The 15,815-nt window shown below is 51.3% G+C and carries 12 protein-coding genes; 5 read left to right on the forward strand and 7 right to left on the reverse strand.

The genetic code is table 11. From position 1 onward, the window contains the following. Nucleotides 1–479: 479 nt before the first annotated feature. The 7 genes from ACFQ2I_RS21405 to ACFQ2I_RS21435 form a co-directional block, all read right to left on the reverse strand. Nucleotides 480–1,490 (reverse strand): Gfo/Idh/MocA family protein, encoded by a 1,011-nt coding sequence (locus ACFQ2I_RS21405; RefSeq protein ID WP_377567917.1) that lies wholly within the window; start codon nt 1,488–1,490, stop codon nt 480–482. 2 nt (nt 1,491–1,492) lie between these two features. Further along, entirely contained in the window at nt 1,493–2,512 is a 1,020-nt protein-coding gene (locus ACFQ2I_RS21410; RefSeq protein WP_377567919.1) for a Gfo/Idh/MocA family protein, read from the reverse strand. A gap of 81 nt (nt 2,513–2,593) precedes the next feature. Next, on the reverse strand, nt 2,594–3,970 hold the full coding sequence (locus tag ACFQ2I_RS21415; RefSeq protein ID WP_377567921.1) for an ABC transporter substrate-binding protein: 1,377 nt from the start codon (nt 3,968–3,970) through the stop codon (nt 2,594–2,596). Nucleotides 3,971–4,081: 111 nt separating this feature from the next. Then, nucleotides 4,082–5,695, reverse strand: coding sequence for a response regulator (locus ACFQ2I_RS21420; RefSeq protein WP_377567923.1), 1,614 nt, complete (start codon nt 5,693–5,695; stop codon nt 4,082–4,084). Further along, on the reverse strand, nt 5,688–7,469 hold the full coding sequence (locus ACFQ2I_RS21425; protein WP_377567925.1) for a sensor histidine kinase: 1,782 nt from the start codon (nt 7,467–7,469) through the stop codon (nt 5,688–5,690). Before ACFQ2I_RS21425 ends, ACFQ2I_RS21420 begins: the two co-directional genes overlap by 8 nt. 71 nt (nt 7,470–7,540) lie before the next feature. Next, nucleotides 7,541–8,374 carry a carbohydrate ABC transporter permease gene (locus ACFQ2I_RS21430; RefSeq protein ID WP_377567927.1) on the reverse strand — a complete coding sequence of 278 codons (834 nt, stop codon included), beginning with the start codon at nt 8,372–8,374 and terminating at the stop codon, nt 7,541–7,543. Continuing rightward, the gene (locus ACFQ2I_RS21435) at nt 8,364–9,266 is read right to left on the reverse strand and encodes a carbohydrate ABC transporter permease (protein ID WP_377567929.1); all 903 of its coding nucleotides are present in this window, start codon (nt 9,264–9,266) and stop codon (nt 8,364–8,366) included. Before ACFQ2I_RS21435 ends, ACFQ2I_RS21430 begins: the two co-directional genes overlap by 11 nt. Before the next feature lie 348 nt (nt 9,267–9,614). On the opposite strand from ACFQ2I_RS21435, the gene ACFQ2I_RS21440 reads away from it, so the two are divergent. The 5 genes from ACFQ2I_RS21440 to radA all read left to right on the forward strand — a co-directional run bounded on the left by ACFQ2I_RS21440 (nt 9,615) and on the right by radA (nt 15,814). Next, nucleotides 9,615–10,076, forward strand: coding sequence for a CtsR family transcriptional regulator (locus tag ACFQ2I_RS21440; protein WP_377567931.1), 462 nt, complete (start codon nt 9,615–9,617; stop codon nt 10,074–10,076). A gap of 24 nt (nt 10,077–10,100) precedes the next feature. Then, the gene (locus ACFQ2I_RS21445) at nt 10,101–10,631 is read left to right on the forward strand and encodes a UvrB/UvrC motif-containing protein (RefSeq protein ID WP_377567933.1); all 531 of its coding nucleotides are present in this window, start codon (nt 10,101–10,103) and stop codon (nt 10,629–10,631) included. 65 nt (nt 10,632–10,696) lie between these two features. Next, on the forward strand, nt 10,697–11,755 hold the full coding sequence (locus tag ACFQ2I_RS21450; RefSeq protein WP_377568060.1) for a protein arginine kinase: 1,059 nt from the start codon (nt 10,697–10,699) through the stop codon (nt 11,753–11,755). After that, nucleotides 11,752–14,196, forward strand: a complete 2,445-nt coding sequence (locus ACFQ2I_RS21455) for an ATP-dependent Clp protease ATP-binding subunit (RefSeq protein WP_377567935.1) — start codon at nt 11,752–11,754, stop codon at nt 14,194–14,196. Before ACFQ2I_RS21450 ends, ACFQ2I_RS21455 begins: the two co-directional genes overlap by 4 nt. Nucleotides 14,197–14,446: 250 nt before the next feature. Further along, on the forward strand, nt 14,447–15,814 hold the full coding sequence (gene radA / locus ACFQ2I_RS21460; protein ID WP_377567937.1) for a DNA repair protein RadA: 1,368 nt from the start codon (nt 14,447–14,449) through the stop codon (nt 15,812–15,814). The last annotated feature ends 1 nt before the right edge of the window (nt 15,815 follow it).

Raw genomic sequence — 15,815 nt, forward strand, 5'->3', positions numbered from 1 at the left:
AACGCCGACCTCGAAGCTATATCACGAAGTGAATTCATCCGGTGCGGAATGGGCGTCGCCAAGCACGAATAACCTGTCGCAGATGACTGCGGCAGGTTTTTTGTGCGTAGCCAGACGCTCCTCTCCCATCGGGAGAGTGTTCGAACCTCCGATCGAAGTAATTACGAAGCAATAGGTTTTTTATGTACGTCAAGTGAAGTCTCACTCCATCTCGGCTATAGCGAACCTTGAAAGTAACTACCTGAGTATGAATAATCGTATAAACGGCGATGAACTGTTGTTTGGATTATGATTCGTAGCAGAGAAAGCGAATAGAAGGTGCACGGAGTGGCGCGTAAGTGGAAAAAGAGGAAACGGAGGAAAGAAGATAGAGGGGCGAGATGGGCGGTGTGAAGTTAAAAAATCTAGAATGCAGCAGGGGCACTCCTAAACAGGATCGCCTGCTGCTGCCATCAGAATGTGCTTATTGCATAGTTCATTTACCTTAATGAAGCTAGTTCAATCTCCTGTCTCTGGTTAGAGGATGTATAAGTTCCCAAAATAATCTCCAATGCATGTACGCCGTCTTCTCCAGTCACATTCGGAGAACGACCTTCGCGGATGGATAGCGCCATGTCCCGAATCTGCATGCGATGGCCGTCGGGCAGCACTTGGAACGGCTCGAAGTCTGGCAGTTGAACGGGTTCGCCATCAGCATGCAAGAGCGTGATCCGATCTTCCGTGTAGACGGCCGTGCCCCTCTCCCCATGAATTTCAATCCGTTGGCCCTGATCCGGATCGGCAGTCGTTGTGACCTCAAGCACGCCCATAGCGTCATTCTCATATTGCAGTAAAGCAATTGCCGTATCCTCGACTTCGATCCGGCGCTGCTTGGCTTCCACTCGCCCATACACCGTCTTAATCTCGCCAACGAGCCATTGCAGCAAATCGATTGTATGAATGCCTTGATTCATCATCGCACCGCCGCCGTCCATCTCCCATGTGCCTCTCCAGCCCGCACTGTCGTAATACTGCTGACTGCGATAGATTTTCACGAAGGCATTGCATAACGTCAGTTTTCCTAAACCGCCCCCTGTGAGAAATGCCTTCAAGAACTGTGCGGCGGGCGACATGCGACGCGGGAATACGGTCGTCAGCTTCACCCCATATTCGTGACAAGTGGCAATCATTCTTCTTGCATCCTTCAGCTGAATGGCAATCGGCTTCTCGCAGATGATGTGCTTACCAGCTTGTGCCGCCAGAATCGTCTGGTCGGGATGCAGACCGCTGGGCGTACATATATTGACCACTTCTACCCGTGATTCCGCAAGTAATGCCTCATAGCTATCGAAGAATATAGCGCCATATTTTGCTGCGAAAGCTCTGCCCTTCTCCTCATCCGTATCATATACCGCGATAAGCTCTGCTTCTTCCACTGCCGCAATGCCAGCCGCATGGATATCCGCAATGATGCCGCAGCCAACGATGGCGTATTTTACAGGATTATCCACGCTTATCCCTCCTTCATCTTGTGTACAGCATAAGTTACAGTTGCATCCGCCTCGATGGAGGCGCTGCTGGCCTGCAGGATGGCTTCATGAGTAAGAAGGGCGCTCTTGCCGGCAATCCGGGCCAGAAAGTCCTCCGTAATTGTAACGGCGGGCTTCTCAAGCGGTATGTCACGCCACTCTTCCTGATCTGTAATGACATACAGCAGGGGGTTCTCTGTGGAAATGGCGGGATCTCCAGCCAAGCGCAGCTCGGCGCTGCCTTTCGTTCCGGTTATAAAGATGCGGCCGTCACCCCAAGTCCAGCTTCTCATAGGCGTATGCCAATCTGCATACAATTGCATAACGCATCCGTCCTCCATCACTACTTGAACAGCTGCCGTATTATAGAAGCTCGGATGTTGCGGTAATATATCCTTGCCGACGTAGCCTTCCGTGCGACTGATTTCTTTGCCTGTGAACCATCGCAGCAAGTCGAAGTCATGGATAAGTAAGTCGATCAGAATACCGCCGCACCGCACCTTATCAAAAAACCAGTCGGGTCGCAACGAAGCATTCAATTTATGCGGCTTGCGCATCGTCACACTGACAATCTCGCCTAATGTGCCTGCAGCATTGAGCTGCTGCGCCTTATGAATCGCCGGATGAAACCGCTCGGTGAGCAGCATGCCGACCTGAATCTTGCCTCGCTCTACAACGCTGTTAAGGCGTGCCAGTCCCGCAGCATCAACGACTGCCGGTTTATCCACCATGACAGATTTTCCATATTGCTCGCAAAGCTCGATGACATCGATTTTCTCACTATTGATGGAGGCGCAGCCAATGACCTCAACTGAATCGTCTAGTAATAGCTGCTGATCGTCGGCAAGAGGTATGCCGAACTTCTTGGCAATGGCGCCGGCCAAGGCGATATTCTCCGGTTCATAGATACCCGCACAGCTATGGCCCAGCTCCCGCATCTCGGAGATAAATATTTCTATATGGGCATGCTGGCAGCCAATAATCGCGTATTTCATCTCTTCCATCTCCCATCCTGCTATCAGATAAAGTGCCGAATTGGCGGAAGCCCGCCTCACAGCGAGCTGCCATACGGTCTGCCTCATTCATTAGTTGTTTTTCTCGAAAATTTTATCCGCCTCTTGACGGAACTCCGTTACGACTTCATCGATGCTTGCTTTTTTGAACTGCTGTTTTTGAACCAGCTGCTCGAACAGCTTGGTCACTTCACCCGCGCCTTTGGGACCCGGATCGTACCACGACGGATTGCTATCAGCGACATGCTCCAGCATGGCAATCATATTACGGTCGCGGTCGGTGAATTTAGGATCAAGATATTCGCGAATCTTCTTGTTCTCCGGCAGACCGCGCTCTGTCTCCAGACTATCGGCCGCAGCTTCCTCATTCACCATGAAATCAATAAACATTGCTGCTTCTTTCGGATGCTTCGACTTCGCGGATGCCGACAGGAACATGGCCGTCTGCAGCACGCTGCCTGCATGGTCGGCATGAGGATAGGAGATCATATCCACGTTCTCCTTCATCAAATTCTCATAGGCCGGGAATGCGGCGACCCAAGTAGGTCCCATTATCGCCACGTTGCCCTTCAGCAAAGCGTCCTTGTTAGGATCTGCATTGCTAAGCGGCAGGAAGGAAGCGGTCATATTGGCTGTCGGCGCAATGCCTTCCTCACGTGCATCTTCCCACATCTGTAGCCAAGCTCTTAAGTGATCGTCCAGATAGCCGAGACGATTGTCCTGGTACAGCGTGTCGCCGTTCGAGAACAAATAATACATGAAGGCTTCAAGGGAAGCGGAAGCATCGAAGATGCCGTATACACTGTCGCCAATCTTGCCTTTCAACTCCCGCGATTTCACGAATAGCTCGTCCCATGTAGAATCGATTGCCGGCGGCTCGACTCCCGCTTGATTGAACATTTCCCGATTAATGAGCAGGACGGACGCATTATCCGACATCGGTATGCCAGTCAGCTTGCCGTTTACCGTTCCTTGATTTTTCAATATGTCGTCGTTCAAGTCTTCGGTGCGCAGTTCATTGCCTGCAAACGCTGTCAAATCGCCAAGCACTCCACGCTCGGAATATTCCTTAATGTAAAGAATGCTCATCTGCATAATATCGGGCGCATTGGACGCTGCCACTTGCGTGGACAGCTTCTCCCAGTAACCGTCCCAAGAGGAATATTCGGGCTTCACGGTAATGTTAGGATGCAGCGCATTGAATTTCTCGATAGCTTGTAAAGTCCGGTCATGCCGTCCCTGGCTTCCCCACCAGGAGAATCGAAGCTCGACGTTCCCGGCGTCTTCCTTTCCGCCGTCAGTGCTTACGCCAGAATTGCTTGTTGCGCCTGTATCCGGCTTTTCCGAATTGGATGAATCGCTTTGGCCGCAGGCAGCAAGCAAGCTCACGATCAAGAGCACAGCCATTGCAATAAAGACGCTTTTAAATCGGTAAGAGCGATTGTTCATCTACATGTCCCCCTATAATTGGTTGCTTACACCCTTCATTATAGAAACTCTGAAATGGATTAAAATATCATGAATCTACAAAATATGTTGTTTATATATAGAGGTTATCCGTCAAGCGAAGTCTGAGGGGTTGCAGCCGGCATATTTTTTGAACTGTTGGCTGAAATAAGCGTTGTTTTTGTAGCCGACCATCAGCGCGACCTCATAGAGCTTGTACTTCCCTGACAGCAGCAATTCTTTGGCCTTCTCCATACGGATGCGCGTGACATAGCTGTTGTAATTTTCACCGGTGACCTGCTTGAAGATCTGGCTCAAATAATTCCGTGTCAAAAACACCTTTTCCGCCATCACATCAAGCGTAATGTCCTCATCATAGTGGGCTTGCACGTACCGTTTCATATAATCGACGGTTTTTTTGTGCTTGTGCGACCCCCGCCTGCTCATCTCCTCGCTTGCGGGCAACATAACCTCCTGCAGCCAGCTCTGAAAATCATCCAATCCGCTTATTCTCTCCAGCTCCTTATATAGCAGCAGCTGAGGGTGGATGTCTTCCAGCAGTACGCCTTGATCGAATAGGCCGATCGTCAGCATGCCGGTCAGATGAATCGCCATCTCGCGAAGGGCGGATACACTTGGCTTATGCTCCATATCCTCCAACTGCCGGACTAGCCGTTCGATTCGCTCAAGCACGAGGGAGCTCTGCCCTTCCGTTACCGCCGTAATCAGATTCTGATAATGCTCTACCGGTCTTCTGGACGCCCCCATCACCGGCTTGGCGTCTTCGAATTCCTCCGGACATAATATGAACCTCTCGCTAACGGTCTCGCGCTCTGCAAGCAGATTCATGGCCAACTGATAAGACCGATGGACATCGTGAACGGAATCAACGCTAGTGCCGATAGCGGCCCATACTTGCAGCTTTAATAGGGAGCCAATCGTGCTGACCAATTCCCCGGCCAGCCTTTTCACCCGGGCTCTGCTATGTTCATAGCGGACGTCAGAGGGGGTGGTAGCGATGAGGGTGACCACATTTTGCTGGACATCGGCCAGATATGCGCCGCGCCAGCTTTCGGTCATTTCGTCCACGATATTTTTCACGGCGTAAGTGAATTTGGCAAGGTCGCTGCGCTTCACATCCAGGCGATCCCTTGTGACGACATATTCAAGCAGCACTACAGTCAGTACTTGTCCGTGGAACTTTAATTTCGTGCGTGCCGACGCCTTCTGGAAGAAGGGGGTATCGGAGAAGTACGGTTCAAGCAGCCCCTTCAATACAAGCTTGCGGGTCTCGGGCAGATGCGATTCAAGCAGTTCCCGAAGCTCTTGCTCTTCCCGGCTAGTCTTCATGGTCGCTCTGATCTTGTCTGCCGTCCCTTTGACCACCTCGCAGATTTCATCGATTGTAGCGGGCTTGGATATATAGTCGCTCACATTTAATTTCACAGCCGACTGCGCATATTTGAAGTCTTCATAACCGCTCAGTATAATAACCTCTGCCGTATTGCCATCGCTTCTTATATGCTTCAGCATCTCGATTCCGTCCAGCACGGGCATATAAATATCGGTCAATATCAGCTCCGGCCGGTGCTTCTTGATAAGCGCGAGGCCTTCCTTGCCGTCTACAGCCGTGCCTGCCACCTCAATACCGTACTTTTCCCACGGTACGGAACGCTCCAGCCCATTCAACGTAAGTGTATCGTCATCGATAATAATCGCTTTAATCATTCGGCTTCTCCTCCTCCAGTTGCTTGAATTCCGACGGCTCCTGCATCAGCTTGGGCAGGCTTAACATGATCTTCGTGCCCAGATCGGGTGCGCTCTCCACTCGCAAGCCGCCGCTCGGACCGAAGTAAAGCCTGAATCTTTCCTTGATGTTACGGAGTCCATGATGCTCCCGGGATGAAGGAAGCTCCTCCGTGTTCATGCCATGTCCATTGTCCTCTACACACAAGCACAGTGTATGTTTATTCTCATGCCCGCTAATTCTGATATATCCGCTTCGTCTGGAATGAAAGCCGTGAATAATGGCATTCTCCACTAAGGGCTGGAGCGTGAGCTTGGGTAGCCAGTAGACGAGAAGTCGTTCATCCATGTCGATCTCGAACCTAATCTGCTGCTGATAGCGAATTCGCTGCAATTCGACATAGCACTTCAAGTGCTCCATCTCCAGTGCCAAGGGAATGAACGTTCCGCCGCCGGACAAGCCGATACGCAGCATCTTGCCCAGCAGGGACAGCATGCGGCTAATATCGCTTGCCCCTGCATCTATGGCATGCCAATTCATAATATCGAGGGTATTGTACAGGAAATGCGGATTCATCTGCTCCTGCAGCACTTGCAGCTCCGCTTCGCGTTTGCTTTTATTTTGCTCGTTCAGCTGTACAATCAGTTCTTTAATATTTTTTGTCATTTCATTGAAATTTTGATTCAGATAACCGATTTCGTTCTCGTATTCGTTCTCGACCTGGGTAGCGAGCTGGCCCGTCTTGAAGCTGTTCATCGACTTCACGAGCTTTCGGATCGGCTTGACGAATTGCCTGCTCAGCACGTAAGCCATTGCCACTGCGAAAATAACGCAAAGCACGGCGGCAATCATAATAATCGTCTGGATTCGCTTGCTTCCTTCCGTAATATAGTCCCATGGGATGATATCGACCGATATCCATTGCGTACGCTGCTGCTTGTTCCAAATGACAAGCTGCTTCTCCTCCCATGATACAATTGCATGGTTCGTAGCCTGATCATCCTGCTTTAAAGTATTCCTCAGCGGCTGTTCTATCGCTTCATAAGCGAGCGGGTCGGCGTTGCTCCTGTTGGATTCCACAATCAATCTGCGGTTCGTGTCCAGTATATACCGGCCGCCTTCCGCCTTGCCTCCGGATATTAAGTCGTACATATAAGACAGTTTGATATTAAAGACGAGTATGCCGACCTCTTCTCCGGATGAAGACAACACTTTGCGTACAAAGCTGATGACATTCTCCGGCGAGCCGATATAATCGCCAACCTCAAGGCTATGAGTGCCCAGCCATACGTAATCGGCATGCTGAATGCGTTCATAATAAGGTGAATTTTGCAGGAAGTCATACGTAAATACTCCGTTAGCGCCTCTATATCTGCTTGAAAGGCTGTTTTTGACATACAGCTGAACGGAATGCACCGCTTCTTTCACATAGCTGTGCCGGCTTAACATATCAATAATCATATTATACTGGCCTACTCGCTCGAAGGAGTCTTCGGGCTGCTGCAAATATTGCTTCACTTGCGGATTGCTGGCGACAACGAGCGAATCGTACTCAATGGTCTGCAACTGCAGGTCGAGCTGCTTGTTGATTTCGTCCAGCAGAAGAATGCGCGAAGAGATCGTCTTGTCGACGACCTCTTGATTGGTAATATAGTAGCCCGTAACGCCCAGCAGCGCGATCAAGACGCCGGACAAGATCATGAAGGAGACGAAAAACGTGGTTTGCAGCGAAAAAACTTTGAGTGGGTTTTTCATAGGCTCATCCTTCTTGTAATCGGTTTACTTCTCAGCATATAGGACGCCGGACGAGAGCTCAAGTCTCTTTACTAACCTTTAATGCCGGTCGTGGCAATGCCTTCTACAAAATACTTCTGCGACGACATGAAGATGACGAAGCAAGGGATGACAGACAGCAACGCCATCGCGTACATCGGTCCCCATGTAACGGCGGACGAATTATCCAGGAACAACCGCAAGGCGAGCGGTACCGTATACTTGGAAGTGTCCGTCAAGTACAGAAGCTGCGCCAGGAAATCGTCCCATGTCCAGATAAAGCTGAATATGGCCGATGTGATCAGAGCCGGAGTGCATAGCGGAAAAATAATGCGAAATGCGATTCCGGGCACCGAACAGCCGTCTATCTTCGCCGATTCGTCCAAATCGTGCGGAATGCCACGGATAAATTGCACGATGAGAAAGACGAAGAACGGACTTACCGCCAAATAATGCGGAACGATAAGCGGCAGCGATGTGCCGATCCAGTTAAAGTTCTTGAACAGAATATATTGCGGAACGAGTGTAACCTGGGTAGGCAGCATCAGCGTCAGCATCAATATGGCAAACCATACGCTCTTCAATGGAAATTTCAAACGGGCAAATCCGAAGGCGACGATGGCGCTTGAAGCGACCGTTCCAATAACGGAAAGAACCGAGATGAAGAAGGAGTTGTAGAAGAACGTTCCGAATGTGAAGCCCGGGATCGCATACCAGCCATCTACAAAGTTCTCCCATCTGATTTCGCTAGGCAGCAGCTTACCGCTAGTAAATTCTTCATTGGGCTTAAGCGCATTGCCGAATAGGATGACAATGGGATAGGCCATAAATAGGCTTCCCATGAGCAGCGCAGCGTACCTTCCGAGTTGATTCATATTAGTTTTCATAATGCACCCACTTACGCGATGTAATAAAGATCACTGCTGTTGCGGCCGCGATCAGCAGCATCAAAATCCAGGCCAGACCGCTCGCATAACCCATCTCGAAGAAGACGAATGCTTTCTGATACAAATACAGGGCGTACACAAGCGTGGAATCGATTGGTCCCCCTTTCGTAATGACGAAAGCCTGGGTGAACATCTGGAAGCTGTTGATCGTCTGCATGACCAGGTTAAACAATATGATGGGGGTCAGCATCGGTATGGTTACGCTAAAGAAAGTTCTGATCCTGGAAGATCCGTCAACGGCCGCAGCTTCGTAGAGATCGTTCGGAATCTGCTTCAGTCCTGCCAGGAAAATAACCATCGCGGAGCCGAATTGCCATACGGCCAGTGCAATTAAGGTCGTTAATGAAGTGTCGGGCAAGTTAATCCAATCCATCGGCGCGACGCCGAAGAAGGCCAGCAGTTTATTCACGACGCCCTCCATGCCGAATATATTGCGCCATATTGCCGCGATGGCCAAGCTGCCGCCGATCAGGGATGGCAAGTAATAGATCGACCGGAATACCGCCATGCCCCTTATCGACCGATAAAGCAGCATGGCAACAAGCAATGCGAAGGCGAGCTTCAGCGGTACGGAGAAGAGGACGTAACGAAAGGTGACTCCGAGCGACTGTACAAAGGTGTCGTCCTCAAGCAGAATCTCCTTGTAGTTAGCCAGTCCTGTCCACTTCGGCGACTCCAGCAAATGGTATCGGGTCATAGACAAATACAACGATTGCAGCATGGGGCCAAGCGTCAACGCGAACAATCCGATTAACCACGGAGCGACAAAGACATACCCCCAGAACGCTTCCGATAAGCCGCTTCGCTTAGAAGCTTTGGTCAGCAATGCCATAGCGAAACTCCTCCTTTATTAGCCAGTCCACTTGATGATACTCACATTCTAGCCAGCGGAGCGGGCAAAAAAAATAATACAAATCTATAAAGTTTTACGGTTATATACAGAACAATGAAGATGATGAGGGGAACGTTTCCATGGCTGGAGGGTATAAAGAAGGAAAAATCGCGTTATGCTAAGTAGTGCGGGACCAATTCAGCCTTCATCGATTAATCGTCAGAAAATTTAGAATCCGCATCTTGACCTTTAATAAAATTTGCGTATAATATAACTAAAGTCAAAGAAAGTCAAAGTCAGTTTGCCAAACGTTGAACTTTCGATGGCTATCTCAAGGAGGTTGCCGATATGCGTAACATATCCGATCTCATTGAACAGTATTTGAAGCAAATGCTGGACGGCAGCAACGAAGGCGCTGTAGAAATTCAACGCAACGATTTGGCGGATCGCTTCTCCTGTGTGCCTTCTCAGATCAATTACGTCATTAGCACCAGGTTCACGATGGAGAAGGGGTATATGGTAGAGAGTAAGCGTGGCGGAGGAGGTTATATTCGCATTCAGCGTATAGACCTTCCTGCGTTGAAGACCATCCGTCATCACATTGAGCATACGATCGGCAATTGCGTCGATCAGAGCGCGGCGGAAGGGTTAATCTATCAATTGCTTGAAGCGGCGCTGATTACGAAGCGGGAGGCGAACTTGCTTCGCTCGGCGGTTAGCCGCGAGACGATCGCGCTTAATCTGCCGATGCGCGACGAGATGCGAGCCAGACTGCTGCGGTCTATGCTTATTTCATTACTGGTCAAGTAGGGATTTGAAAAGGAGGGATTAGCCTTGTATTGCCAGGAATGCGGCAAGAGGCCGGCTACACTTCATTTCACGAAAATTGTCAATGGCGACAAGACGGAATTCCATATTTGCGAAAGCTGCGCGCGCGAGAAAGGAGAAGGTATTCCTGGTTCGCCGAACAGCTTCTCCATCCACAGTCTGCTGTCAGGCTTGATGGATTTTCAATCAATGGGTAACGGGTCCCCCGGCGGCTTGGGAGCCCCACCGAAATCTGCGCGATGCGAAGAATGCGGTTTGACTTATTCGCAATTCAGCAAGATCGGGCGATTCGGCTGCAGTTCTTGCTATAAGCATTTCACCGACCGGCTCGACCCGTTGTTGAAACGGGTTCACGGCAGCACTGTTCATAGTGGGAAAATCCCAAAGCGTTCCGGCGGTCAAATACAGCGCAAGCGTGAAATTGAAGAGTTGCGCCAGGATATGCAAAGACATATCGAGAACGAGGAATTCGAAGAAGCGGCTTCCTTGCGAGACCGAATCAGAGAGTTGGAAAGACAAAACTTAGGCACGTCATAAGCAGTGGAAGGAGTGAGCCGTCCTTGAGCACGCATCGATTCTCACAACATGCGCTTAGCGATTGGATGAGGGGAACAGGCCCTGATTCAGACGTCGTCATTAGCAGCAGGGTGCGCATCGCCCGCAATTTGCGAGAGCAGCCATTCCCGATGCTGGCGACGAGCCAACAAGCGAATGAAGTACTGAAGAAACTGGTCGAAGTAAGCCAGTCAGGCGGATTGAAGGGCTTCGGTGAATTCGAGACCATCATGCTGTCTGAGATTAGCGAGCTGGATAAGCGGGTATTGGTTGAGAAGCATCTCATCAGTCCCAATCTGGCGAATGATTCCCGGGCCGGAGCTGTCGTATTGAGCGATAATGAAGCCGTCAGTATTATGATTAATGAAGAAGACCATCTGCGCATTCAATGTCTATACCCGGGCTTTCAAGTAGAAGAGGCTTGGCGGCATGCCAGTGCGATTGACGATATATATGAAGAATCGGCCGACTATGCCTTCGATGAAGTGCGTGGCTACTTAACAACATGTCCTACGAATGTAGGCACCGGTATTAGAGCTTCGGTCATGATGCATCTGCCGGCGCTTGTGTTGACGCAGCAGATCAACCGAATACTGACGGCCGTCACGCAAGTGGGGCTGGCTGTAAGAGGGTTGTATGGCGAAGGAAGCGAGGCGCTTGGCAATCTGTTTCAGATCTCCAATCAGATTACGCTTGGCCAATCGGAAGAAGAGATCATTGATAACTTGCATGGGGTAGCCAGACAAATTATTGAACATGAACGGGCTGCACGCAAGCGGCTGTTGGAGGAATCCAGCGTGCGTATTGAAGACCGAGTGAAGCGTTCTTACGGCATTTTGTCTCACGCATCTATCATGGATTCCAAGGAGGCGGCGCAGCGGCTGTCTGATGTAAGGCTAGGAGCGGACTTGGGACTGCTGGATAATGTGTCGCCGGGCATTCTGAATGAATTGCTTGTTATGACACAGCCCGGCTTTCTTCAACAGACATTCAATGAGCAGCTAAGCGCCGAACAACGGGATCAGAGAAGAGCCGAGCTGATAAGAATGCAATTGCGAGGAGAACTTAGTACTAATAATGGGGAAGATGGAGGTGCAAGCATATGATGTTTGGCAGATTTACTGAACGGGCACAGAAGGTATTGGCACTTGCACAGGAGGAAGCGGTACGGTTAGGCCACAACAATATCGGAACCGAGCATATTCTGCTCGGTCTCATCCGGGAAGGCGAAGGAATCGCGGCCAAGGCTCTGACAGGGCTGGGACTTGGGTTAGAGAAGATTCAGGATGAAGTGGAAGCATTGATTGGTCGCGGACAGGAGCAGCCGAATAATATCGCCTACACGCCAAGAGCGAAGAAGGTAATCGAGCTGTCCATGGATGAAGCGAGAAAGCTTGGTCATACCTATGTGGGAACAGAGCATATCTTGCTGGGGCTTATCCGTGAAGGAGAAGGCGTAGCCGCTCGCGTGCTGAATAATCTGGGCATCAGCCTGAACAAGGCGCGTCAGCAGGTGCTGCAGCTGCTGGGCAGCAGCGAAGCGGTGTCCAGCAGCCACGGCTCTCAATCCAATGTCAGCACGCCCACGCTGGACGGCCTGGCACGTGATCTGACCGCTTATGCGAAGGAAGGCAATCTGGATCCTGTCATTGGTCGGGGTAAAGAGATTGAGCGGGTTATTCAGGTGCTCAGTCGCCGGACGAAGAATAATCCTGTCCTGATCGGGGAGCCTGGCGTCGGCAAGACTGCCATCGCAGAAGGATTGGCGCAGAAGATTATCGCAAATGAAATACCGGAGACGCTTCGCGACAAGCGTGTCATGACGCTGGATATGGGGTCGGTCGTGGCGGGCACGAAATATCGCGGTGAATTCGAAGATCGTCTGAAGAAAATCATGGATGAAATTCGTCAAGCCGGCAACATTATCTTGTTCATCGACGAGCTGCATACGTTGATTGGTGCAGGCGGCGCGGAAGGCGCAATCGACGCTTCTAACATTCTGAAGCCTGCGCTTGCCAGGGGAGAGTTGCAATGCATCGGCGCGACGACGTTAGATGAATACCGCAAGTATATCGAGAAGGACGCCGCACTGGAACGTCGCTTCCAGCCGATCACGGTGGATCAGCCTTCTCCGGAAGAAGCGATTCAGATTCTTCACGGCTTGCGCGATCGCTATGAAGCGCATCATCGGGTGAAAATTACGGATGAGTCCATCGAGCAGGCAGTGAAGCTGTCCGATCGCTATATTACGGATCGCTTCCTGCCGGATAAGGCGATCGATCTGATTGATGAAGCCAGCTCCCGCGTAAGGCTCAAGTCGTATACAGTTCCTCCTAATCTGAAGGATCTGGAGAGCCGTCTGGAGGATATCCGCAAGGAGAAGGATGCCGCGGTGCAAAGCCAGGAGTTCGAGAAGGCTGCGGCGCTTCGCGATACGGAACAGAAGATGCGCGAAGAACTGGACGTGACGAAGAATCAGTGGAAAGAAAAGCAAGGCCGCACCGATTCCGAGGTAACACCGGAAGATATCGCTCAAGTTGTCGCGAGCTGGACCGGCATTCCAGTGAGCAAGCTGGCAGAGGAGGAAACGGAGCGTCTGCTGAAGATGGAGGATATTCTCCATGACCGCGTCATCGGTCAGGAGGAAGCGGTCAAGTCAGTGTCTCGCGCCATCAGAAGGGCAAGAGCGGGTCTGAAAGATCCCAAGCGTCCGATCGGCTCCTTCATCTTCCTGGGACCGACCGGAGTAGGCAAGACCGAGCTGGCACGCGCGCTGGCGGAGGCGATGTTCGGCGATGAGAATGCAGTCATTAGAATCGACATGTCGGAGTATATGGAGAAGCATGCCACATCCAGATTAGTCGGCGCTCCTCCGGGATACGTCGGCTACGAGGAAGGCGGCCAGCTGACCGAGAAGGTGCGACGCAAGCCATATTCCGTCGTCTTGCTTGACGAGATTGAGAAGGCGCATCCGGAAGTGTTCAACATTCTGCTTCAGGTGCTGGAAGACGGCAGACTGACGGATTCCAAGGGGCGGGTTGTTGACTTTCGCAATACGCTTATCATCATGACTTCCAATGTGGGCGCCGACCAGATCAAGAAGAACTCTACGCTTGGCTTTACAGCGGCGAATGATGCAGGCCGCGACTTCAACAATATGAAGGACAAAGTAATGGCAGAGCTGAAGAAGAGCTTCCGTCCGGAGTTCCTGAACCGGATCGATGAGACGATCGTATTCCACTCCTTGGGCGAGGAGCATATCGCGCAGATCGTGACGCTTATGTCCGATGAGCTGCGCAAGCGTCTGAAGGAGCAGGATGTGGACTTTACGTTGACAGACTCTGCGAAGGCGTTCCTGGCGAAGGAAGGCTACGATCCGCAATACGGTGCGAGACCGCTGCGCCGCGCCATTCAGAAGCATATTGAAGATCGATTGTCGGAAGATCTGCTGATGGGACTCATTCAGAAGGGCGATACGTTCGTCATTGATGAGCAGGAAGGCGCGCTGGTCGTCTCCAAGGCAGTGAAGCAGTCCGCGAACAACTAAATAACTACTACGCATCAATAATACGCATCAACCCCGCAATCACGATTGCGGGGTTTTTCGTGCACCTGGACAACGGTGGATAGTGTGGATCGGAACAAGTAAGGCTACATCTGATAGGTCCGTTGACCGATATAAAGTAAGAAGAAGCACGAGCGTTAAAAATCATACTTCAAGAGTAGGCCGGCTTGCTTTCTTAGATGAGCATTAAATGGTAAACTTTAATCACGAGAATTGTTAAAGGGAGCTTCGCATGGCCAAAATAAAAACAAAATTCATATGTAAAGAGTGCGGGACGGAATCGCCGAAATGGATGGGCAAATGCCCTGGCTGCCAGGAGTGGAATACAATGGTAGAAGAGAAAGAAACCGTTGTAAAAACAAAAGGCGTCGGATTATCGTCAATCCATGCGAAAGAAAAACCGCAATCGATCATACATATAGAAAGTGGGCAAGAGCCTCGAATCGAGACGCGCATGGTAGAGCTTAATCGGGTGCTGGGCGGTGGAGTAGTCCCGGGGTCGCTTATTCTGGTAGGCGGCGATCCCGGCATCGGGAAATCAACGCTGCTCCTGCAGACGTCGCATGCGCTTGCCTCGAAAGGGCTCAAGGTGCTGTACATATCCGGGGAGGAATCCGTCAGGCAGACCAAGCTTCGAGCGGACCGGCTCGGCGCCCTCTCGGAGAACCTCTTCGTATTGTGCGAGACGAATATGGAGCATATTAACGATGCGATCGAGGCTGTCGAGCCCGACTTTCTGGTTATCGATTCCATCCAAACCGTATACGACCCCCGAGTGGAATCGGCTCCGGGAAGCGTATCCCAGGTCAGGGAATGCACGGCGCATTTCATGCGCACGGCGAAAGTGAAAGGAATTGCAACTGTGCTCGTAGGACACGTCACGAAGGAAGGGGCTATAGCAGGGCCGCGGCTGCTGGAGCATATGGTGGATTGCGTGCTTTACTTCGAAGGCGAGCGACACCATACGTACAGGCTGCTGCGTGCCGTGAAGAATCGCTTCGGCTCCACGAACGAGATCGGTATATTCGAGATGGAAGAGTCGGGGCTGCGAGAAGTGTCGAATCCGTCCGAACTGTTCCTGTCCGAGCGACCGCTTGGTGTAGCGGGCTCGACGGTAGTGGCAAGTATGGAGGGTACAAGGCCGGTGTTAGTCGAACTGCAAGCGCTGGTGTCCACGACGAACTTCCCTTCGCCTCGGCGCATGTCTACAGGCATCGATCATCACCGGATGGCGCTCATCATTGCGGTACTGGAGAAGCGCAACGGCATGTTCCTGCAGACGCAGGACGCGTACTTGAATGTGGCTGGCGGAGTGAGGCTGGATGAGCCGGCTGTCGACTTGGCAGCGGCTATCAGCTTGGCCTCCAGTCTGCGCGATGCGCCGACGAAGCCTTATGACGTCATCTTCGGCGAAGTAGGGCTGACAGGCGAGGTGCGGGCCGTCTCCAGAGCGGAGCAGCGGGTGAAGGAAGCCGAGAAGCTGGGCTTCAAGCGGGTCATCATGCCCGAGAAGAGCTTGAAAGGCTGGACACCGCCGGCACATATAGAAATTATCGGTGTTAATACTGTGGCTGAAGCATTGAAAGCAGCGCTTGAATAGG

Source organism: Paenibacillus chungangensis, assembly GCF_042675905.1.
Lineage (GTDB): Bacteria > Bacillota > Bacilli > Paenibacillales > Paenibacillaceae > Pristimantibacillus > Pristimantibacillus chungangensis.

What these genes read in the sequence shown, in the direction of transcription:
- ACFQ2I_RS21410 (WP_377567919.1), bottom strand. Translation starts at nt 2,512, where the DNA reads ATGGAAGAGATGAAATACGCGATTATTGGCTGCCAGCATGCCCATATA.
- ACFQ2I_RS21415 (WP_377567921.1), bottom strand. Translation starts at nt 3,970, where the DNA reads ATGAACAATCGCTCTTACCGATTTAAAAGCGTCTTTATTGCAATGGCT.
- ACFQ2I_RS21420 (WP_377567923.1), bottom strand. Translation starts at nt 5,695, where the DNA reads ATGATTAAAGCGATTATTATCGATGACGATACACTTACGTTGAATGGG.
- ACFQ2I_RS21425 (WP_377567925.1), bottom strand. Translation starts at nt 7,469, where the DNA reads ATGAAAAACCCACTCAAAGTTTTTTCGCTGCAAACCACGTTTTTCGTC.
- ACFQ2I_RS21430 (WP_377567927.1), bottom strand. Translation starts at nt 8,374, where the DNA reads ATGAAAACTAATATGAATCAACTCGGAAGGTACGCTGCGCTGCTCATG.
- ACFQ2I_RS21435 (WP_377567929.1), bottom strand. Translation starts at nt 9,266, where the DNA reads ATGGCATTGCTGACCAAAGCTTCTAAGCGAAGCGGCTTATCGGAAGCG.
- ACFQ2I_RS21440 (WP_377567931.1), top strand. Translation starts at nt 9,615, where the DNA reads ATGCGTAACATATCCGATCTCATTGAACAGTATTTGAAGCAAATGCTG.
- ACFQ2I_RS21450 (WP_377568060.1), top strand. Translation starts at nt 10,697, where the DNA reads ATGAGGGGAACAGGCCCTGATTCAGACGTCGTCATTAGCAGCAGGGTG.
- ACFQ2I_RS21455 (WP_377567935.1), top strand. Translation starts at nt 11,752, where the DNA reads ATGATGTTTGGCAGATTTACTGAACGGGCACAGAAGGTATTGGCACTT.
- radA (WP_377567937.1), top strand. Translation starts at nt 14,447, where the DNA reads ATGGCCAAAATAAAAACAAAATTCATATGTAAAGAGTGCGGGACGGAA.